Consider the following 20,877-nt stretch of genomic DNA (forward strand, 5'->3'; position numbering starts at 1 on the left):
AGCCTCAATCTCAACCTCAACCTCAGCCTCAACCTCAACCTTAACCTTAGCTGCCTGTCATTCTGAGCGAACCGAAGAATCTTATATAAATCAAAGCATAATAAGTTGCATCATTCCAATTACTTAAATTAATTTTATACGGATGAAACGAGCATGACAAAGTTTTCCACAAAACAACATGTATAAGTTCTTGCATGCGAGTTCCATCCGACCTTGATAAATAAATTTTATACGGATGAAAATAACAAACATTAAAGGAACAGTAGAGCTTGCCAATGGTATAAAAATGCCATACCTGGGACTAGGCGTATTTCAGACCCCAAACAGTAAAATTAAAAGGGCGGTGCACCGGGCCTTGGATGTAGGCTACCGTCATGTAGATACAGCTACGCTTTATGAAAATGAAGACGGACTGGGAGAAGCAATAAAAACCCACCCGTTGCCACGGCAGGACATTTTTATCACCAGTAAGGTATGGAACACGGATCAGGGGTATGATTCTACCATCAATGCCTTTAATCAGTCGCTCAGAAAATTACAAACCGATTATCTTGACCTTTATCTCATTCACTGGCCTGTTAAAGGAAAATACAAGGAAACGTGGCGTGCTCTTGAAACATTGTATGATGAAGGCAGGGTAAAAGCCATAGGCGTTAGTAATTTCATGCAGCACCACCTGGAAGACCTGATGCAATCGGCGAAGATAAAACCCATGGTGAATCAGGTAGAATTTCATCCGAAACTCGTTCAACAACCGCTTCTCGATTTCTGCAAGACCAACAACATTCAATACGAAGCATGGAGCCCTTTGATGCAGGGAAAAATTTTCGGGATTGATTTGCTGAAAGAACTTGCAGGGAAATATAATAAGAGTATAGCTCAGCTTGTACTGCGATGGGACCTGCAAAAAGGAGTAGTTACCATCCCAAAAAGTGTGCATGAAGATCGCATAGCATCCAATGCCGATATTTTTGATTTTGAAATTTCGGATGATGATATGGCCCTGATTGATTCGCTTGATAGAGATGAACGAATAGGCCCCCATCCCGACAATATATGATTTTGTAAACCAAAAAAGATGGAAGAACCGCCCCTTTTTAATCCGAAAATCCTGACGGAGCTTATTTCATCACGGATGCCCTACGGCAGGTATAAGGGTTCCAGAATTTGTGATATACCCGAACATTACCTGGTTTGGATGTCGCAAAAAGGATTCCCCTCAGGAAAACTGGGTATGCTTTTGGGAACAATGTATGAGATAAGACTCAACGGACTCGAATATCTGTTGAAACCATTGAAATAATAAATTATGAGTGCAGTCTAAAAAGCCTTTTGACCCCTAAATCCCTAAAGGGGACTTTTTCGAACTGCTGATTTTTAGCAGTTCCCCTTTAGGGGTCAGGGGTAAAAATGGTAAAAATCAGCAGTTTGAAGGCTTTTTATACTGCACTCAATTATTAGAGATTAGATAGTTTTGATATACTGCATTTTAGAAAAGAGTGCAGTCTAAAAACAATAACTTCAACTATAAACAATTGTTTGGCAGCCTGTTGAAAAAGTTCAACAACGTGTTGAAAATACTACAACCATAATAAGGGTTTTTCGCACTCATGGTGTCTTTATATTGAAAAGGATGGAAAAAGCAAAATCGTTGTTAACAACGAAAAAATAGCATCCAAAACAAACAGGTTCAACGAAAAGAGTACAGCAAGGTTTGCGACAACCTGTCTCTGCCCGCCCCCGATTATTCGGATACTATTCGGGAACCTTTAAAACAAAATTTATACGGATAAAAAGAAAGATGCCATGAAAACTCTGATGATTAACCACAGAAAAAATGTTATTGCGCTGCTGGCCTTTATCGCCTCCATAATAACCATTACACCTGATGCCCGGGCTTTCACCTCCGGGGAAGATGAGCAGCAGTTTGATACTCTCAATTACGTATTGATTCGCGGAACAGTTGAAGATGAAGACAACGGTGATCCACTGCCATTTGCAACAGTGGCCATAGAAGGAAGCAATATTGCCACGGTCAGTAACTCAAGTGGTAACTTTTCACTAAAGGTACCCAAAAACATGACCGACAAAAACATACGTTTCTCCTTCATTGGTTATGAAAAAAAATATGTCCCCTTATCGGAATTTCGCAGAGGACGCAATACTGTAAGACTTAAGATGATTACTGTCCCGCTTGTTGAAGTCTCCGTTTTTCCGTCCGACCCGAATCTTTTGATCAAGGCCGTGTTGAATCGCCGGGACGAAAACTATCTGAATCAGCCGGTAACAATGACTGCTTTTTATCGCGAAACAATAAAAAAGGGCTGGTCTTACGTTTCTTTGTCAGAAGCCGTTGTAGAAGTATATAAACATTCTTACGACGATCCGAGGGAAGACCGGGTTCGACTTCAAATTGGCCGGAAAAGTACGGATTATGACAAGCTCGATACGCTGGCATTTAAACTTCAGGGCGGGCCTTACACAGCAACCATGCTGGACATAATGAAAGACCCTTATCTACTGTTCGACAATGAAATGATTGATTATTACAACTTTAAGATAAGTAATATTACACGGATAGAAGATCGTACCATCTATGTTCTCAGTTTTGAGCAGAAACCGCACATCAATATACCTCTTTTTTACGGGAAACTTTATATTGACACAGAGAATCTGGCTGTTACACGTGCCATATTCAACATGAACACAGAAGACAGAGATGAAGTAGCACGGATGTTCATCAGAAAAAAACCTCTGGGAGCACGTGTTTATCCTACAGAAGCATCATATACCGTCAACTACCGTGAAGATGACAACGGAAAGTGGTACTTCGGATATAGCCGCGGAGAGGTTTCATTCAAAGTAAAATGGAGACGTAAATTATTTAACACCAACTATCATACAACACTTGAAATGGCTGTAACCGACTGGGAATATACTGAAGAAAAACCTTTCCGGGGGTCTGATCGACTGAAAATGAATGCCATTCTTGAAGATGAAGTATCAGGTTTTTCCAATCCTGATTTCTGGGGTGATTACAATGTCATTGAACCTGAACAGCCTATTGAAGCTGCCATCAGAAAAATACAAAGAAAACTGGAGCGTTTGGAGTAAAAAGCTTTTAGTCACGTGAGGGTGCTTCACAAAAAAGTGAAACCCTCACTGAAAAAACAAATAGAAAATATGGCGGAGCGGCTTCGGTTTCTCCGCTTTATTTTAAATCCGCCATACCAGATGGAAACTGCTGAATGAAGATGGCAACAACAAAAGTTACTTTTCTGTTCCGGATGGGCTAAAATTCATCATCATCATCATCATCGTACTGTTCCAAATCTTCTCCATCCAAATCATCATCCAAATCTTCGTCATCGAAATCTTCATCAAAGTCCTCATCGAGGTCATCGTCATCATACTCCTCATCGAAATCTTCGTCAAGGTCATTTTCATCCCATTCATAGTCATCTTCTTCACTGAGATCGTCTCCATCAATGTCGGGATCTTCATACCGAAATGCTACAGGATCAACTTTCAAAATACTCTTTTTCATGATTTTAATAAATAATAAAATTACAGGGTAAAAATATATAAAGGTTTTATATCACAAACATTCCGGCAAAAAAAAAATGTAGAATTAACTACATTTTTTTATTTCACTTCGGGCCATATTAATTCTTCTTCTTCCTCATCCCAGAACGGGCCCCATTGAATTTCGGTCAATATCCCGTTATCAAACCAAAGATTAAGACTCACATCAAGAATGGTGGCGATTTGCTGACTGTTTTCTTCATCGTCAGACAACTCTTCAATGGAAATATCGCCAAGTCCCATCATCTCAATCTGTTCCATAACTTCCTGCTGGCTGAGCCCGATCAGGTCAATGCCCTCGAAGGAGAAGTTATCAGAACTGACAGCCAAAGATGTTAACCGCCAATCCTCCATTTTATCAAATGAAGCAGATAACTCCATGTCGTCGTAATGCCAGGCTTCAGACAAATCTTCCGGTAAATCTTCATTTTCAATGGTCTCTACCTCATCGGGCTCGCCCATGATCTCTTTGAAATCATCGCGACTCATACCAAAATACAAGTTGTCAAGCCCTTTTCCCAGTTCTATTTTCTTCATTTTTACAGTTTTTCTTTTACAAATTTTGTTTCAACCAAATGTAACGAATTAAAGAAAAATCATCACCTCTTTTCTACATATTTTTTTGACCGCTTTTGCCGTGTAATGAAAATTTGAACTTCATGTGCATGATTTTTCCATTTTAATAGCATCCAATCTGCAGATATGACATGAAAAGTAAACAGAAGTAACGGATTGGCAGCAATCCTTGGCTTTTGCGCAGGATTACTTTGCGTTCAGGCTTTTTCATCAATCTGTTGAGATTAAGAACCGAAAAAATGAAAAATTATACTTCACCCCCCCCCCCTCAAAAAGGGGTCATAGTCTTAAAAAATATAAAATTTCAGAAATTACCCCTCAAAAAATTAGGTTTCTAATATAAAAAGTATATAAATTTGCAGCATACCCCCATCCCCACATGGGGTAATTCAAATAAAAAGTACTTTTAATTAGATCACCCCCCTGAAAAAGGAGGGGCAAAACCAATTTCTAACAATTTAAACCAACTGCTATGAGAAACAATGGAAAACTTTTACCGGGAATCCTAATCCTGACGGGATTGTACATTTTCAGTACAAAAACCTTCGCTCAGGTTGAGGTTAATGTCGGAGCCGACCTGATGAGCCGATATGTATGGAGGGGAACCGATTTCGGTGGTTCACCCAGCATTCAGCCCACGCTTGAAATGTCGGCCGGCAGTTTTGTTTTGGGAGCCTGGGGCGCTTACACCACCAATGCTCCGGGAGCGCAGGAGGCCGATCTGTATGCCGGTTATTCCTTTGGTGATGTATTTGGCCTCACCCTTACCGATTACTATTTCCCGTTGGATGATATGTCGGATGATTATTTTGATTTTGACAATTTTCATTCACTGGAAATAAGCGGTACTCTCACCATAGACAAGTTTAGTTTGCTTGCCGGTAAATTCTTTGCAGGCGCCGATGACCAATCCTTATACCTGGAAGCCGGTTATGATCTGGGTGTCGCCAATATTTTTCTGGGGGCTGGTAACGAAGTTTATACAACTGACGGCGATTTTGCTGTGGTAAACATCGGTATAGGTGCATCGAAAGAGATAAAATTCACCGATTATTTCTCTCTCCCGCTTTCGGGATCCCTCATTCTGAATCCGGAAAGTGAAAGCCTGTTTATGGTAGTCGGGGTTTCCTTCTGATGAAGTACGCCATTCATTCAATCAGGAATTAATAAAAGAGATGATTAAATAACCTAAAAACAGACTCATGAAAAAAATTGAAGCCATCATACGCAAGACAAAATTCGATGATGTAAAAGAAGCACTGGGCAACGTAGGCATCGACTTCTTTTCCTACTGGGAAGTCAGGGGTGTCGGAAGATCACGTGAAGAACGTGCCTTTCGTGGCATAGTGTACGATACCAGCTCCATAGAACGCATCAAGCTCTCGATAGTAGTACGCGACAAAAACCTGAAGAATACCATCAATGCCATCATGGAATCTGCAAGAACAGGAGCCATCGGAGACGGAAAAATTTTCGTGGTCGACATTGAAGAATCTTACCGGATACGGACAGGAGAAACCGGTAATGAGTCGCTATACATCAAAGGAGAAGAAGAGTAAATCAGGTCGTTGAACAACTAAAAGAATAGAATTATGGAAGATATTACAACAAAAATAACAGATATATCCGTCTCTATAGACATGTTGTGGGTACTGATTGCCGCTGCCATGGTTATGTTTATGCAGCCGGGATTTGCAATGGTAGAAGCCGGCTTTACCCGAGCCAAAAACACAGCCAACATACTCATGAAAAACTTTCTTGATTTTTCGGTAGGTTCGCTTATGTTCTGGGTGGTAGGTTTTAGCATAATGTTTGGTACCGACCTGGGCGGATTTATAGGCATGCCCGACCTCTTTTTCTCGGGTTCTTATGGCAACGATGTTGACTATGCCATTTTAATTTTCCAGACTGTATTTGCCGCCACTGCTGCAACGATTGTTTCCGGTGCAGTAGCAGAGCGAACAGAGTTCAAAGCCTATATTCTTGCCAGTTTTTTCATCACAGCGGTGATTTATCCCGTTTCCGGGCACTGGGTCTGGGGCGGCGGCTGGCTCAGTGAACTGGGTTTTCATGACTTTGCAGGATCAACGGTGGTGCACTCGGTCGGCGGCTGGCTGGGACTGGTCGGAACAGCCATTATTGGCCCCCGTCTGGGGAAATACAATGGGAAACGTAAAGCCATTCCCGGTCATAGTTTGACAATTGGTGCCCTGGGTGTATTCATCCTCTGGTTCGGATGGTTTGGTTTTAATCCCGGTTCACAGTTGGCAGCCAGCGGACTTGACAACATTTCTGCGGTGGCATCAATATTTGTTACCACAAACCTTTCGGCTTCAGCCGGAACGGTTACTGCCATGATAATATCGTGGATTCGGTACAAAAGACCATCATTAGGGCTTTCTTTGAACGGCGCTTTAGCCGGTCTGGTAGCCATTACCGCCGGATGTGATGTTGTTAGCCCGGGAGGTGCCGTAATTATTGGTATCGTTGCAGGGATAACATTAATTTTTGGCGTTGAAATGCTGGATACACTCAAAATAGATGATCCCGTTGGTGCTGTTACAGTACACGGTTTCAGCGGAGCTGTCGGAACCATACTGGTTGGCTTGCTGGCAACAGAAGGAGGATTGTTCTATGGCGGTGGTGCTTCAATGCTTGGTGTACAAACACTGGGCGTGGTAGCCATCGCAGCATGGGCGCTTTCTATGGGATTCATCCTGTTCAGAGCCATCAAATCCACAGTAGGGCTCCGGGTTCCCCGAAGGGTCGAGGAAGAAGGCCTGGATGTTTATGAACACGGAGAGACTGCCTATAATAATTTTTCATAACCGTAAAAACACGACAACCCTCTTATGGAGAACACACTATCGCAAAGCCATAACGATGGCGTATCTGGTTCAATTATCCAGTTCTTTTAATTGTCCTGTTTTTAGAGACCTGTCCGTTTGGACAGGTCTTTTTTTACAAAATAACGCCTGGCTGAAAAGTGTGTTGCCAAAACAGCTTCAACAACATCTTCATCTTCAGATGAATAATCACCTTTTTCATATTGTCGCCGAACATCACTTAAATAAAAAAGTTGATTACTGATACATCATGATTCAGCAGAATAATTTTTCCTTCGTTTGTTTTTCCACGATAAAAAAACGATGTATCATTATAAGGCATTTGAAAATGTTTAACGACATATCGATTATAGAGGAATTTCAAACTTTTGTTTAGTTGAAAAGTTCTTCTTTACAACCACTATCCCCATCGATTGAAGGTCTATTGAGGCAGATACTTCCCCAAGCTCTTCTATTTCCTTCCAAGCTTTTCTCATTCCAGGCGACCAGGAAATATCGTCAAAAACAATCACACCACCATCAGAGAGATAGGGGATTGCCTCGTCAAAATATTTTCGAACAGCATAGTAATCATGATGACCATCATTAAAGAGAAAGTCAACCGGTTCAGAGGCCTCCAATACTCTCTTAAAAGTTTGATGAAATGGTCCAATAACAACAGATGCATTTTTAAATTCTAAGCTATTAAAAGTATCCCGGGCAATTTCAGCAATTTCGGGTGCCCCTTCAAGTGATACGATTTGCCCTATTCCATTAATTTTTAATGCTGCTGCCTGATAGGATGCCGAGATACCTACACATGTACCAAGTTCTACGCATGACAAGGGTTTTAATTCACGAATCAGCTTGAAAAGTAAAAGTCCCCAGAATTTGGGTTTACTCGATGCAACAATTTCCGAGACGGATTCAGTTGATTGTAACCCCTGTTCCATTTCCCTTTTTCCTCTTTTAAAATGAGGAGAACCCGCGCCATAATCAATAACATGAATTTTTTTATCTGATCTCAGGAGAAAAGAGCGTCGATTTTCAATCATGGAAATGAATTCTGCTTCCTGGCTTGACAATACAGTAGATAAGGATTCTTGTAAAGCGATAGCCACAGATTTCAGAGTTATATCTTCATGCAATGAAAGCTGAGTTAATATTTCCCTTGCTTTTTTCCTTTTCAAATATTGAATCGGCACATTCAAACCTGTTTTTATGATCTGCTTTATCATTCTGATATCATTGAAAAATTAACATTTCGATGCGTTTTGCAAACATGAGTGCGGTATAAAAAGCATATTTTTGTCAAAATCAAGGCGTTTTAAATTTTTGCACCGGAGTTAACTCATTGTTAATGAGGATGCAAAAATTTAAAACAACAATGAGTTTGGCAACAAAGATGCTTTTTAGACTGGGCTCAAACATATAAAAAAATAAAAATAGTAGAGAGGAAGGTTGTATTTAATATCTTCAAATTAATATCTAACAAAAAAATTTTATTCTCAAAAAATTTTTATCAGTATAACAATAGTTTAAGTTATTGGTCTGATAGAATTCGTATGCAAGAATTTAGCCGCTTAGCGCATAAAACTAACCAACATGTTGTTTAAGTTGACTAAATCCTGCACAGGGGTTTTTTTTCAGGCTTGTCCAGAAAAAACGTAGGTTCTAATTCGCTTAATTTTCCTATTTTTGATGACATAAATAGTGTCTGTTCAGATGGAACTTTCTGAACAAACACTATTTATACCTTATCAACCAGCCTAATGACCTATCCGAACGAAAAAGGAAAAATAAAAAATTTTATCCATGAGTGCAGTATAAAAAGCCTTCAAACTGCTGATTTTTAACATTTTTATCCCTGACCCCTAAAGGGGAACTGCTAAAAATCAGCAGTTTGAAAAAGTCCCCGTTAGGGGATTTAGGGGTCAAAAGACTTTTTAGACTGCACTCATCCATATAAAATTTATTTTTAAGGTCGGATAGGACTCGCATGCAAGGGTTTATACATGTCCTTATTGTGGGAAATCTTGCCATACCCGTTTCAATTGGTTGTAATATACGCGCCTTTAAAAGTGCTCATTTCAGTATCTGTTTGGTGAAAAAAAAAGGATAAAAATATTCTAATAACATCCTTCCCGCTATTTTCTGCATCTTTTATAGCGCAAGGGGTTAACTTTTTAACATTGCTCTTGTTACCTCTTTTTTATTTAACGGAGGATATTGGCGTTTTTTTTGTTTTTTCAGCTTTAGGACTTTTACTGGGTTCTCTTGTTTCATGGCGAAGTTTTAATGCAATACTTATAAGCGATACGGATGAGGTGGCAAATTCTAACCTGGGAATTTCATTTTTATTAGGAGGCGTAACATCTCTCATCCTTGAGATTTTAATATTAGCATTTTCCCCTTTTTGGGGGAATTGGCAATCGAATGTGGAATGGATATATTTTTTACCCGTTTATGCATTATTCACTAGTGTGTTTATTTCTTTTGAGAACTTTTTGAATTACAAAAAGAGATACATCCAGATTGGTTATGGAAAATTGATAAAGGCTTCTGCAACTTTATTAATTACTTTGCTCCTTGGAATTCTGACGCCCTCGGCTGAATCTCTCATCTTTGCTTTAATTACGGGTCTGTTGGCTGTCATTGTTTTTCAAATTTGGATTTCCGGTATAACCTGGCATATATTTCAAATATCCAAAAGAAAGTTTAAAATATTCTTCTTTAAGTACCGTGATATTCTAACCTTTAATTCTTCTCTTGCAATAATTTCTGAACTAAACAGCCACTTGCCCACCATTCTTCTCTCTATTTTTTATGGAGAAAATGTAGTTGCTTTTTATGGAATGGCTCAGCGGTTTTTTTCAACACCTGTAAGTGTCTGGTCAAATAGTATCGCTTCTGTATTTGGAAAAGAAAGTGTTGAACGATATATTAAATCCCGGAATATATCCGGCTATTTTGTCTCCACCGTAAAAAAAGTGATAATGATAATTATTCCTTTCGGAGTAATTGCTTTTTTATTAGCACCTTGGATATTTGACACTTTTTTGGGAAAAGAATGGGAAGCTTCTGGTGGAATAAGCCGAATTATAATTCCTTTAATAATTGCTCAAAATATTGTAATGCCAACAACTATTCTATACACAATATTAAATCATCAAAAAAGAATTCTGATCTTCTATCTTGTAAGTTTTTTTGTACGAATTATATTGCTTTTTATTTTGCCCTATTTGCTTTTTGATATAAATTATATTTATTTACTTATGATGTTTTCTTTTACAGGTGTTCTTCACTACATTCTTTATTATAGAGAGTTACGCAGTCAGATTGAAAATTATGAAACTCAAATTGAACATAAATAGAAAATTAAAGCGTTATCTCGTTTCATCCGTATAAAATTTATTTATTAAGGGCGGATGGAACTCGCATGAAAGGATTTATACATGTTCTTTTGTGATAAACCTTGTCATGCTCGTTTCATCAGTATATAATTAGACTAAGTTATTGGTCTGATGGAACGAGTCCCGAGTACGCGGAACTCGTTTCATTAAAAAAATTTGGTGAAAGTTAATATTTTCTATATCGGGGTTAATTCCAAACAGATGTTAAATGAAAAAAGCAATTTTTTTTATCCTTGAATGGATAGATCAAAACCCTTGCAGATGGATGGTGAAGCTGGTCTATCCACAATATAAACGTCCGCGTCATGGATATATGAAGCATTACAGAGTTTTGTACGACTACTTTTTCATGCAAAAGATAATGGGTTTCAACAGAATGGTACCGTGGCCGGTAGATTTTAGAAGTAAAATAAGAGGATGGCAACACATAAAAAAAGGTATTATATGTGATCCCGGCGATAGCCCCGGCGTCTACATCAATGCATTTGGCGGCCTCAAATTTGGAAACAATGTTGAAATAGGGCCCAATACTACAATTGTTACCACAAATCATTACAAGTATGACCAAAGGAAAACTTCTCCCAAGCAAGGTGTTGAAATTGGCAATAATGTCTGGATTGGTTCCAATTGCGTAATTCTCCCGGGTACAAAGATTGGTGATGAAGTTACTATTGGGGCAGGTTGCATAATCTCAAGCGAAATACCTGCAAAAAGCACGGTCGTGCGTAGCAATGATACCATTAAAATAATACCAAAATCAAAAGACTATGAATGGAATATATATGATGAAAAATTAACCTGAAAATTTTTCACTACCTCAAAACCACACCACACTATAATACAGCCCATTATTTAACAAGCTTTCGTATTTTACAGTTTTCTCACCCAAAAGGGAACAATGTTTTCGAGTCCTTTGATAAAAATGGTAGTTAATCATTTACAAAAATGAAAAACAATCATAGCTCTCTCATAATAAAAACATTGCGTCTTCGCGCCTCTGCGTTTAGTCTTTCTTTTAACGGTCATTTGGTTTTTACGAACACACTGAAAATTGTCATAGTTTTTTGTCACAATTTTTCACTATTTTGAAGTTCATTCAATAAATACATCGTAAATGTCTATAAACCAAAATATTAAAATATCATGAATAAAGTATCGCAAATTTTCATTTTTTTCTTATTGTTGAGCGGAACCATAAGCACATTTGCCCAGGATGAAAAAAAAGAAGAACAAAAACCTGAAGGATATAAATTTGAAACGATCATTGATCTGCCTGCCACAAGTGTCAAGGATCAGCACCGTTCAGGTACCTGCTGGAGTTTTTCAGGAGTATCGTTCCTGGAATCTGAGATGATACGAATGGGCAAAGAACCGGTAGATTTTTCAGAAATGTTTATTGTCCGTCATTGTTACGCAGACAAAGCCGAAAAGTATGTCAGACTTCACGGCCATTTAAATTTCGGCCCCGGCGGAGCATTTCATGATGTTTTGTATGTATTGAAAAACTATGGCGCGGTACCCGAAAATGTTTACCCCGGACTCGACTATGGCACAGAGAAGCACGTGCACATGGAAATGGATGAAGTATTGAAAAATTATGTAGATGGTGTCATTGAAAACAAAAACCGTGAACTAACTACTGCCTGGCACCAGGGCTTCGAAGGAATACTGGATGCCTATCTGGGTGAATTGCCTTCAACATTTGAATACAAAGGGAAAGAATATACCCCAGAGTCTTTTGCGAAAGAAGTGACCGGACTCAATCCGGACAACTATATCCAGGTTACCTCTTTTACTCATCATCCATTTTATGAGCCTTTCATCATTGAATTGCCCGACAACTGGCTTTGGGGCGAAGTTTACAATGTAACCCTGAAGGAGATGACGGACATCATCAACCACTCGCTCGAAGCGGGTTACACAGTAGGCTGGGCTACAGATGTCAGTGAAAAAGGATTTTCGCACAAAAACGGAGTTGCCGTTGTTCCGGCCGACAATATAGAAGAATTGAGTGACACCGAACGCTCACGCTGGGAAGAATTAACAGAAGAAGAACGCCAGAAACAGATGTATTCTTTCGAAGGGCCTGTCACCGAGAAAAAGATTACTCAGGAAATCCGCCAGGAAGGATTTGACGAATATACCACCACCGATGATCATGGCATGCACATAGTGGGTTTGGTGAAAGACCAGAACGGGACCACCTATTACAAAGTAAAAAATTCATGGAATACAGATAATAAATACAATGGTTATTTGTATGCCTCCGAAAGCTTTGTGAAACTAAAAACCATTTCACTCATGGTGAATAAAGAAGCACTACCCAAAAGCATAAGCAAAAAACTGGGACTCTAATCGTTTAATTCCAACAAAAAATTGAAAAACAATAACTTATACACAAGGAAAGCCAATAACTCAATTTAAAAAGCTAAAATTGTGCCAAAACATGTTAAACTTGAAATATTTTTTACCAACAACTGAAACTTTTACACAAACCACACGTTAGAAAGGGTAGAGTTTTCTTCATAAGTAAGGGTTTAGGTTAGGTAAATTGACAAAAAGAAAGAGATAAAAGTTTCTCTAAGTCAGAGTTTTCTCATCGATGAAGAAAAAAATAAAAAATTTTTATCTCTTTCTTTAAACCTTTGGACAAACAAACTGTTTAAGATTATAGATTTTCATAATTTTGGGTTAGGGTTAAGGTTAGAGACGGAAGTTATCAAACGAGATAACTTCCGTTTCTGTTTTTATAACGATCCTTACCTCATACAAGTGTGTTTTTTTGCAAAATATTTTCTAATGTTATCTGAAAATGGCTACGCCATTTCTTGTTTGGTGTCAGCTAATTGCAGGAATTAGGCGAATTTAAAAGCTGTTTTTACAGCTTTTCTTATATAAAGCACCCGTATTAAAAAGAGGGTGTCTATGATGTAATTCTTTGGAAAAACTGAATTCAATACTTGCTGTCAAGAGTATTATTTTTCAATTAGTTACACAGAGTGCACTGAGCACATCACAGAGATTCACAGAGAATAATGGACTTTTTTGATCACCTTTTTCTTAAGCGGCGCAGCCGCTTCAAAAGTGGGTGACTAAAAAGACTAATTTTTGCTCTTTGAGACTCTGTGTGCCAACTGCGTGGAAATCTGTGAAATAATGAATTACACAGAGTTTTTAGACACCCCCAATCATTCGCGTAAATTTGCGAAATTGACAACATCATAATTGATTTTTTAAACAGCTATCGAACGCTTTCCGGTCGTTTCATGGACATCCAAAAATAATGGCGTAACAATCAACTAATCAGACTAATTGTGATTTGATTTTTTATAACTTGTTGGTACTGGCCTGTCCGGGTTAGGTTCTGACAATTCGTTGATTTGATATTGTTAAAAACTTTATCATATATTTGTTGCAACATATAATGTTTTTACATATATTTGTGGCAGAATTATAAATTAAGTGTATATGAATAACAAAAGCACTGTTACCATAGAAATGTTTTATACGCTTACTTGTCCAAATTGCAAAATATTGAAAAGAATGTTGGATGAAGTACTGCCCCAATATGGTGACAAGTTTCAATTAAGAAGAAGCCTTGCCAATTCGCCCATGGGAATGGTTAGAACAATGAGATTAGGAATTCATTCAGTTCCGACCCTTCTCATTAATAATAAAATAATTTTTCGAAGTGTCCCCAAAAAGGAAGAATTAATTAATACCTTGAATAGTTTTATAAATCATTAAATTTTAGAATTATGGAAGAAAAGAAAAAACTAAGATGTCCGCTTGGCATTCCGGGTGGAATCATTGCTGCCTTAATTGGCTTAATTGGAGTTGTTGTTAATATCATAAACTTCAATTGGTTTGAGTTAATAACCTCATTTGCGCTCTTATTGTTAGCACTGCCATTTGTTCGGGTAACAATGATGGTTCACATGGCAAACGACAGGTTGGATGAATTAGAAAATAAATTAAAAACAAAGCAATAAAGAAGATATAACAATGCTAAAAACCGGAATTATCATAGGTAGCACCCGCCCGGGACGCAACGCTGAACAAGTTGCTAAATGGGTATATGATTTTGCATCAAAAAGAAATGATGCAGAATATGAATTAGTTGACCTTAAAGACTACAATTTACCTTTGCTTGATGAAGCTTATCCGGCATCCTTTGGCCAATATTCGAATGAACATACAAAAGTCTGGGCAGAAAAAATTAAATCGCTCGATGCTTTTATCTTTGTAAACGGAGAATATAACCACTCGATACCCGGTGCCCTGAAAAATGCATTGGACTATTTGTATGCCGAATGGAACAATAAAGCGGCCGGTTTTGTAACCTATGGTTCTGCAGGGGGTGCACGAGCTGTAGAGCAACTTCGGCTGGTTTTGAGTGAATTACAAGTCGCTCATGTTCGGGCTCAGGTATTGCTGTCGTTGTATACCGATTTCGAAAACTTTAGTGTTTTTAAACCAGCGCCATTACATGCTGACAACTTAAAAACAATGTTAGACCAACTGAACAGCTGGGGAAATGCTTTAAAAACACTAAGAGAATAATTACAAATTTGTGGAAAATTGGCTGTATATTTTATCCCTCACGGTGGTGGCCCTTGGCATGTGATGGACGATGCTATGGGTGACCCCGTGGGATATGGAGGTTTAAGAACGTATCTTACGGAATTGGGGCAGAAGTATCGGCCGAAAATAATACGTAATTAAATGTCAAATAATAATCTTAAATCTTGACGTGATGACAACAGAAATTTCAAAAACAAGAAAAATAGCTGCATGGGTAATTGCAGGCTTATTAACAGCACAATATTTATATAGTGCAAGTGGAAAATTATTCCTTCATCCCGAACAAATGGAACAAATGCACTTAGCCGATTGGCGGATTATTATTGCCCTTGGTGAAATTGCTTCTGCCTTATTGTACTTGTTTCCAAAAACAAATAATTTTGGAACTTTGCTATTGAGTTCTTACATGGGAGGCGCTATTATCATTCACATGACAGGTGGCATGAGCATTGCATTGCCCGTGGTTGTTCTTCTTCTTGTCTGGGTAGGTTTCTATTTAAGAAATCCCGATTTTTTTAAATTAAAATAAAAATGTCTATCGAAGAAGAAATTAATGGAAAGTTTCGGAATGAATACCACAAGGGATTTATCAATTTGACCTATACGGTCAAATTGTTAAGTCATAAGTTTCATAAATCACTTAAAGCGCACGGACTTACCGAACCGCAGTACAATGTTTTAAGAATACTTCGTGGTTTTCGTTCCCAGGCACCTCTTTCTATTGGTTTTATAAAACAGCGAATGCTTGACAAAGATTCGGATGTAAGCCGAATTGTTGACAGACTTTTTGAAAAAGGATTACTGAGCCGGAAGGAAAATCCGGACGACAGGCGGCAAAAATCTGTCGAAATTAACACAAAGGGCTTGGAATTACTGGATAAGATGTTCATTTGCGAACAGAAAGTAGATACTTTATTGAAAAATTTATCTATGGACGAAGTTAAACAATTGAATTATTTGGTAGATAAAATAAGAGAGAATAAAGAATAATACACATGGTGGTAATATTTTAAATTAAAGCACAGTTGGGCCCTGAAAAAAGGCAGTAGGATTTACCTGTTGCCTTTTTTTTGAAGCATAAATTTATCGAGTGCAGCTTCTTTTAATTCCTGTTTGGTACTGCCACTTCGATCATGATATTGTCCTTTGTAATTTATAAGATAAGGATAAGCTATATGCTTCGTTAATTTCAATGAAATTGCCCTTTGGGCTTTTATGCAAGTTTACATCAACGATAAATTCCTTTCCTGGACAGGCCAGAGTCAAAAATAACCAAAAAGCATCCTCACCCATCAATAAACCATCAAGATAATATGATTATTGTGCGGTCAGTCCACCATCAATAACCAATTCAGAGCCTGTTATATAAGAAGATTCATCAGAGGCAAGAAATAAAACACCATACGCAATTTCTTCTAATTTGGCCCCTCTACCCATAGGTGTTGAAGAAAGTGAACCCTTTTTAAAATCATCGGAACCTTTCATCTGCATCGTCATGGGAGTTTCAACATAGCCTGGATGAACGGAATTGACACGAATGTTATCCTTAGCTAATTCAACTGCTGCACCTTTTGTGTAGATTTTTGAACCACCTTTTGATGCCGTATAAGCCGTACCATTCATTTTTATATATTTTAATTTACGTTTCATTTCAAATACAAACAAATTCCACTTAAATAGTAGTGTCAGCAAGAAAACAAAGGAATTTAAAGTCTTTGATAAGAAAGCGCCAAATACAAAGCCTGCCCCGATTTTTTTCGGGGGGGGGGAAGTTTTTGAAACCAAGGAGTCCCGATTGTGCTTTTTGTTGGTTTTTAGGGTAAAAAACCTTACAAAAGCCACTTCGGGATAACTGTTTCAAAAACGAGAATAACAGTTTACCCCGATTTTTCTTCGGGGCAGTAGTTGGTGTTTTCTTGCAAAGACTTAATTACATTAGATACGCAAAAATGTTATTAACAATAGCAGCCAAAACATTGTGCATAAATATTTATAAGCCCGGTCTAAAAAGTATTTTTGGTGCCAAATTCATTGTTGTTTTAAATTTTTTGAATCGTCATTCACAGCGGGTTAACTTTGGTGCAAAAATTTAAACGCCTTGATTTTGACAAAAAGATGCTTCTTATACCGTACTCAACAGTATAAAAAAAATAAAATATTTTTGGATTGATAAAATATTTCTATTTTTGTACTATAAAACAATTTTAGTACAAACAGAGCATGAGCATAGATTCTACTAAAGATTCGATATTGAGAGTTGCAAACCAACTGTTTAGCCGGTTCGGGTTTCACAAAACCTCTATGGACGAAATCGCAAAAGTTGCACGCAAAGCTAAAGGCTCGTTATACTACCATTTCGTTAGTAAAGAAGATTTATTCAGGGAGGTAATTTTAAAGGAAATTACTCATCTTAAAAGCCAACTGGGAATTATTACTAACAGTTCTGATTTGGATGCTTCTCAAAAGCTGCGTAGCTATCTTGTCAAAAGAATGGAAATCCTTAATTCAGCAGCAAGTTACCATGAGACGTTAAGAGCCGATTTTTTTTGAGCACTTTCACTTTATTGATGACCTTAGAACTGATTTAGATACGTGGGAAAAAGAAAATCTGAGGAAAATTATTCTTCAAGGTGTTCATACAGGTAAGTTTACCTTAGTTATAGAAATAGATGTTTTGCTGGATATGTTTTTAATGATGCTGAAAGGTCTTGAAATACCATTTTTTTTACAAAATAAGTACGAGAAATACTCACCTTACTTTGATGGGTTAATAAACATATTGAATAAGGGTTTAGCCACCTGATTTTTTTTTAACCTAAACTGACTATAAAACGATATTGGTACAAATAATAATAAATAAAAACATGAACAGATTTGTAAAATCAATAATCAGACTAAAATGGTGCTGATAGTCGTAGCCGTAGTTGTTTTGACATTAACCATTTTTTTTGGGTATCAACTAAAAAACTCGCAGATACTTAGTGCCAGCAAGAAAACTACAATATTTTTAGACGTGGTTGCAGGAAATCTTCGAGAACAAGGCTTTCCGCTTTTGAAAATCAAGGAGTTTACTTTTGTAAGTGACTATTTTCACAAGTGGCGTAACGCAGTTATCGGAGTTTTCTTGCAATCACTACTTACAAATATTGAATGCTTTTGGAAATACAGGTTCGGCCAATACAGCGATTGTATTATCTGATAATTGGAGCAAGTTTAGACAAAACGATAATATTATATCAGTTTTTGGCGGTGGGTATTCAAGTGGTGCAGTTTTATTGAAAAAAAATATAATTCAAAATATGAAAACAATTTCAGGTTTTGTTCTTGTAAATATTTTGGGATGGAAAATAATAGGTGAGTTGACCAACATAAAAAAATCAATAATAATTTTTGCCCCTCACACCAGCTACCGGGATGGATTATATGGAAAACTTTATTTGATGCAGTTAGGTGTACATTACAAATTTCTATCAAAAAAAGAATTTTTCAAATTTCCATTAAACTATTTCTTTAAGATTTATGGTTCAATACCCGTAAGTAAAACCAAGGAGTACATTGATTATGTTGTTGAATTAATTAATAATAGCCACGAACTTCATATCGTGTTGTCCCCGGAAGGGCAATTGGCAAAAGCAATACGATGGAAAAAAGGGTATTACTATATGGCTGTACGAGCAAATGTTCCCATTGTAGTTGGCTTTATTGATTACAAGAGAAAAGAAATCGGGATTAAGAAGGTGATTTATATCCCAACGGATATTAGTACAGTAAGGAAAGAAATTGCTCAATTGTATTCTGATGTTACCGCAAAATATCCTGATAATTTTTCAACCGAACTAAAAATATAAAATATGAAACAGAATGTGGCATTAGTGCTATCAAGTGGTGGCTCAAGGGGGCTTGCCCATATCGGGGTTATTTCAGAACTGGAAAAACACGGGTTTACCATTACTTCTGTTTCAGGCTCTTCCATAGGAGCGGTTATAGGAGGGCTCTACGCAATGGGAAAAATACATGAATATACCGAGTGGGTAAGCTCCTTTAACAAAAGGGATGTCTGGGGCTTTATGGATTTTACGCTTGCCTCTAATGGCTTATTAAAGGGTGAGCGGGTTTTTGATAAAATGAAGACTTTTATCCCCGATATGAATATTGAAGATATGCCCATCCCCTTTGCTGCCGTTGCTACTGATATACTCCATGAAAAAGAAGTGGTTTTTACGAAAGGAAGTTTTTATGAAGCTGCCCGGGCATCCATTGCAATTCCTGCAGTTTTTACACCTGTGAAGTACAACAATACTATTCTTGTTGACGGTGGCGTTCTTAATCCAATTCCGGTTGAACAGGTGCCCCGAAAAAATGGTGATATGCTGGTCGTAGTGAATCTTTATGGCGACAAAAAAACTGATATTCCTAAAGATACAAATAATAACAATGGATACTTAAACAGGTTGATGAACACCATATCGACCTTAATTTTAACCGGAGACAAGCGCAGTGCAGGGTATTACTCACTTTTAAGCGGTACTACATCGGCAATGATGCATAGGATTGCAAAAATGAGTATTGAAAAACACAAACCTGATATGATTATAAATATTCCCTGCGATTCAGCAAATACCTTTGATTTTTACAGGGCAAAGGAATTGATACAGTTAGGGGAAAATGCAGCAAAAGAGGCAATAAATCATTAGAGTTTCGCATTTCAGATATAACAATTTTTAAATTAATAACTAATATGACGAGCGGTAAAAAACCCGAAGTAAGAATACAAACATCCATTTTAAACAGCCTGGAGAAGAAAGCGTTAGTTTGGATGGCACTAAGAATACCTCAAAAAATTAATTCAGACCATTTAACGGTAATAGGATTTATTGGTGCCTTAATTTCAAGTGCAGGTTATATACTTTCCAACCTGGAGAGCCATTTTCTTTGGTTAGCCTCTTTTGGCTTGTTAGTGAACTGGTATGGCGACAGCCTTGATGGAACACTGGCTCGTATAAGGAATGCTCAACGTCCGATATATGGATTTTTTATTGATCACACTATTGATGGCTTAACGATTTTCGTCATTTGTGTGGGTGCAGGGCTTTCTCCATACATAAACTTTGCAGTAGCCATGCTTATTCTCGCAGGGTATTTGCTCTTATCAGTTTTAACATACATCAATACCTACCTTAAAGGGGAATTCAGGATCACTTACAGTAAACTAGGCCCCACTGAATTTCGTTTAATTGTTATCCTTATAAACACACTTTTTATATATTACCCGACAGGAAACCAGTATTTTGTACTTAGTGGTGTCGTTTTAAGTCTGTTTGATGTCATAGGAATTGTTATTGCTTTTATTCTTTTCATTATTTACCTGGTTAACTTTTTGATAGATAAGAATAAATACGCTAAAATCGACCCTCTCAAATATTAAAACAAAATTTATGGCAATTAAATATATAAAATTCGTAGCCAGCCGCCTTATTGGCACGTTAGTCGATACCCTGGTTTTATGGGGGCTCTCATCCTACATTTTTTCCTCATATATTGGACATTACATAGTGGCACCAACTATTTCGTTTGAGTTTGCGGTATTTTCAAATTTCTTATTGTCCTACTACTGGATATGGCGCAAGCGAATATCAACAAAAAACATAAAGACTTTTATAGCCCGCTTTGCCATTTTCAACATTTCCTGTGTTTTGGGATTTATTGTTAAAATGGCATTTCTGCTGCTGTTCGAGAAACTATTTGGTTGGGATGTGGTATTCTGCAATCTGGCGGCATTGTTAATATCCGGCATTGTGAATTTTGTTCTTGCCGAGTTTGTGGTGTTCAAAAAACGCCCACCTATAATTGAACCTTTAAACGAAATGGAATCATTGAAAAACATAAACTATTAA

General features: G+C 37.6%; 25 protein-coding genes and 1 pseudogene. 21 read left to right on the forward strand and 5 right to left on the reverse strand.

The genetic code is table 11. The features are described 5' to 3' along the window. The first annotated feature begins 235 nt into the window (after positions 1-235). The 4 genes and pseudogenes from ATH1_RS0110845 to ATH1_RS0110855 all read left to right on the forward strand — a co-directional run bounded on the left by ATH1_RS0110845 (position 236) and on the right by ATH1_RS0110855 (position 3,114). Positions 236-1,060 carry an aldo/keto reductase gene (locus ATH1_RS0110845; protein WP_010421436.1) on the forward strand — a complete coding sequence of 275 codons (825 nt, stop codon included), beginning with the start codon at positions 236-238 and terminating at the stop codon, positions 1,058-1,060. An 18-nt stretch (positions 1,061-1,078) separates the two neighbouring features. Further along, the gene (locus ATH1_RS0110850) at positions 1,079-1,303 is read left to right on the forward strand and encodes a DUF3820 family protein (RefSeq protein WP_010421439.1); all 225 of its coding nucleotides are present in this window, start codon (positions 1,079-1,081) and stop codon (positions 1,301-1,303) included. Next, positions 1,279-1,472 (forward strand): annotated as a pseudogene (locus ATH1_RS22610) (hypothetical protein). The gene ATH1_RS0110850 and the pseudogene ATH1_RS22610 overlap by 25 nt, the downstream one beginning before the upstream one ends. Positions 1,473-1,806: 334 nt before the next feature. After that, positions 1,807-3,114, forward strand: coding sequence for a carboxypeptidase-like regulatory domain-containing protein (locus tag ATH1_RS0110855; RefSeq protein ID WP_010421441.1), 1,308 nt, complete (start codon positions 1,807-1,809; stop codon positions 3,112-3,114). 178 nt (positions 3,115-3,292) lie between these two features. Here the strand turns inward: ATH1_RS0110855 and ATH1_RS0110865 are convergent, their stop codons facing one another. Continuing rightward, on the reverse strand, positions 3,293-3,547 hold the full coding sequence (locus ATH1_RS0110865) for a hypothetical protein (RefSeq protein ID WP_010421443.1): 255 nt from the start codon (positions 3,545-3,547) through the stop codon (positions 3,293-3,295). Between the two features lie 98 nt (positions 3,548-3,645). After that, the gene (locus ATH1_RS0110870; protein ID WP_010421446.1) at positions 3,646-4,122 is read right to left on the reverse strand and encodes a hypothetical protein; all 477 of its coding nucleotides are present in this window, start codon (positions 4,120-4,122) and stop codon (positions 3,646-3,648) included. A gap of 511 nt (positions 4,123-4,633) precedes the next feature. Here ATH1_RS0110870 and ATH1_RS0110875 point away from each other — a divergent pair. The 3 genes from ATH1_RS0110875 to ATH1_RS0110885 all read left to right on the forward strand — a co-directional run bounded on the left by ATH1_RS0110875 (position 4,634) and on the right by ATH1_RS0110885 (position 6,989). Continuing rightward, positions 4,634-5,296, forward strand: coding sequence for a TorF family putative porin (locus ATH1_RS0110875; protein WP_010421449.1), 663 nt, complete (start codon positions 4,634-4,636; stop codon positions 5,294-5,296). Positions 5,297-5,363: 67 nt separating this feature from the next. Then, entirely contained in the window at positions 5,364-5,720 is a 357-nt protein-coding gene (locus ATH1_RS0110880; protein WP_010421452.1) for a P-II family nitrogen regulator, read from the forward strand. 33 nt (positions 5,721-5,753) lie between these two features. After that, positions 5,754-6,989: an ammonium transporter gene (locus ATH1_RS0110885; protein WP_010421456.1), complete on the forward strand. Its 1,236-nt coding sequence runs from the start codon at positions 5,754-5,756 to the stop codon at positions 6,987-6,989. Between the two features lie 365 nt (positions 6,990-7,354). Here ATH1_RS0110885 and ATH1_RS0110895 read toward each other — a convergent pair whose 3' ends face one another. Continuing rightward, positions 7,355-8,224, reverse strand: a complete 870-nt coding sequence (locus ATH1_RS0110895) for an O-methyltransferase (RefSeq protein ID WP_010421462.1) — start codon at positions 8,222-8,224, stop codon at positions 7,355-7,357. A gap of 571 nt (positions 8,225-8,795) precedes the next feature. After that, positions 8,796-8,987, reverse strand: a complete 192-nt coding sequence (locus tag ATH1_RS22615; protein WP_081467443.1) for a hypothetical protein — start codon at positions 8,985-8,987, stop codon at positions 8,796-8,798. Between the two features lie 191 nt (positions 8,988-9,178). On the opposite strand from ATH1_RS22615, the gene ATH1_RS0110905 reads away from it, so the two are divergent. The 9 genes from ATH1_RS0110905 to ATH1_RS0110940 all read left to right on the forward strand — a co-directional run bounded on the left by ATH1_RS0110905 (position 9,179) and on the right by ATH1_RS0110940 (position 15,973). Further along, positions 9,179-10,360 carry a lipopolysaccharide biosynthesis protein gene (locus ATH1_RS0110905; protein ID WP_010421465.1) on the forward strand — a complete coding sequence of 394 codons (1,182 nt, stop codon included), beginning with the start codon at positions 9,179-9,181 and terminating at the stop codon, positions 10,358-10,360. Between the two features lie 247 nt (positions 10,361-10,607). Further along, positions 10,608-11,201 carry an acyltransferase gene (locus tag ATH1_RS0110910; protein WP_010421468.1) on the forward strand — a complete coding sequence of 198 codons (594 nt, stop codon included), beginning with the start codon at positions 10,608-10,610 and terminating at the stop codon, positions 11,199-11,201. A gap of 341 nt (positions 11,202-11,542) precedes the next feature. Beyond that, positions 11,543-12,754, forward strand: coding sequence for a C1 family peptidase (locus tag ATH1_RS0110915; protein WP_010421471.1), 1,212 nt, complete (start codon positions 11,543-11,545; stop codon positions 12,752-12,754). A 1,113-nt stretch (positions 12,755-13,867) separates the two neighbouring features. After that, a complete protein-coding gene (locus tag ATH1_RS0110920; RefSeq protein ID WP_010421473.1) occupies positions 13,868-14,146 on the forward strand; it encodes a thioredoxin family protein in 279 nt (92 codons plus the stop codon). 11 nt (positions 14,147-14,157) lie between these two features. Then, entirely contained in the window at positions 14,158-14,391 is a 234-nt protein-coding gene (locus tag ATH1_RS0110925) for a hypothetical protein (RefSeq protein ID WP_010421476.1), read from the forward strand. Between the two features lie 13 nt (positions 14,392-14,404). Next, the gene (locus ATH1_RS0110930) at positions 14,405-14,962 is read left to right on the forward strand and encodes an NADPH-dependent FMN reductase (protein ID WP_010421479.1); all 558 of its coding nucleotides are present in this window, start codon (positions 14,405-14,407) and stop codon (positions 14,960-14,962) included. 18 nt (positions 14,963-14,980) lie between these two features. Then, positions 14,981-15,124: a hypothetical protein gene (locus ATH1_RS21455; RefSeq protein ID WP_156062761.1), complete on the forward strand. Its 144-nt coding sequence runs from the start codon at positions 14,981-14,983 to the stop codon at positions 15,122-15,124. Positions 15,125-15,155: 31 nt separating this feature from the next. Next, the gene (locus ATH1_RS0110935; RefSeq protein ID WP_010421483.1) at positions 15,156-15,512 is read left to right on the forward strand and encodes a DoxX family protein; all 357 of its coding nucleotides are present in this window, start codon (positions 15,156-15,158) and stop codon (positions 15,510-15,512) included. A 2-nt stretch (positions 15,513-15,514) separates the two neighbouring features. Further along, on the forward strand, positions 15,515-15,973 hold the full coding sequence (locus tag ATH1_RS0110940; RefSeq protein ID WP_010421486.1) for a MarR family winged helix-turn-helix transcriptional regulator: 459 nt from the start codon (positions 15,515-15,517) through the stop codon (positions 15,971-15,973). 327 nt (positions 15,974-16,300) lie between these two features. On the opposite strand, the gene ATH1_RS22230 is transcribed toward ATH1_RS0110940, so the two are convergent. Next, positions 16,301-16,825 carry an SDR family NAD(P)-dependent oxidoreductase gene (locus ATH1_RS22230; protein WP_010421493.1) on the reverse strand — a complete coding sequence of 175 codons (525 nt, stop codon included), beginning with the start codon at positions 16,823-16,825 and terminating at the stop codon, positions 16,301-16,303. Between the two features lie 378 nt (positions 16,826-17,203). On the opposite strand from ATH1_RS22230, the gene ATH1_RS0110955 reads away from it, so the two are divergent. The 5 genes from ATH1_RS0110955 to ATH1_RS0110980 all read left to right on the forward strand — a co-directional run bounded on the left by ATH1_RS0110955 (position 17,204) and on the right by ATH1_RS0110980 (position 20,877). Then, positions 17,204-17,533, forward strand: a complete 330-nt coding sequence (locus ATH1_RS0110955; protein ID WP_010421495.1) for a TetR/AcrR family transcriptional regulator — start codon at positions 17,204-17,206, stop codon at positions 17,531-17,533. Between the two features lie 596 nt (positions 17,534-18,129). Next, positions 18,130-18,831: a 1-acyl-sn-glycerol-3-phosphate acyltransferase gene (locus tag ATH1_RS22235; protein WP_245531770.1), complete on the forward strand. Its 702-nt coding sequence runs from the start codon at positions 18,130-18,132 to the stop codon at positions 18,829-18,831. A gap of 3 nt (positions 18,832-18,834) precedes the next feature. Further along, a complete protein-coding gene (locus ATH1_RS21170; protein ID WP_010421504.1) occupies positions 18,835-19,677 on the forward strand; it encodes a patatin-like phospholipase family protein in 843 nt (280 codons plus the stop codon). A 44-nt stretch (positions 19,678-19,721) separates the two neighbouring features. Then, positions 19,722-20,408 (forward strand): CDP-alcohol phosphatidyltransferase family protein, encoded by a 687-nt coding sequence (locus ATH1_RS0110975; protein ID WP_010421507.1) that lies wholly within the window; start codon positions 19,722-19,724, stop codon positions 20,406-20,408. Between the two features lie 10 nt (positions 20,409-20,418). Beyond that, on the forward strand, positions 20,419-20,877 hold the full coding sequence (locus ATH1_RS0110980; protein WP_010421509.1) for a GtrA family protein: 459 nt from the start codon (positions 20,419-20,421) through the stop codon (positions 20,875-20,877).

Source organism: Anaerophaga thermohalophila DSM 12881 (genome assembly GCF_000191885.1).
Classification (GTDB): domain Bacteria; phylum Bacteroidota; class Bacteroidia; order Bacteroidales; family Marinilabiliaceae; genus Anaerophaga; species Anaerophaga thermohalophila.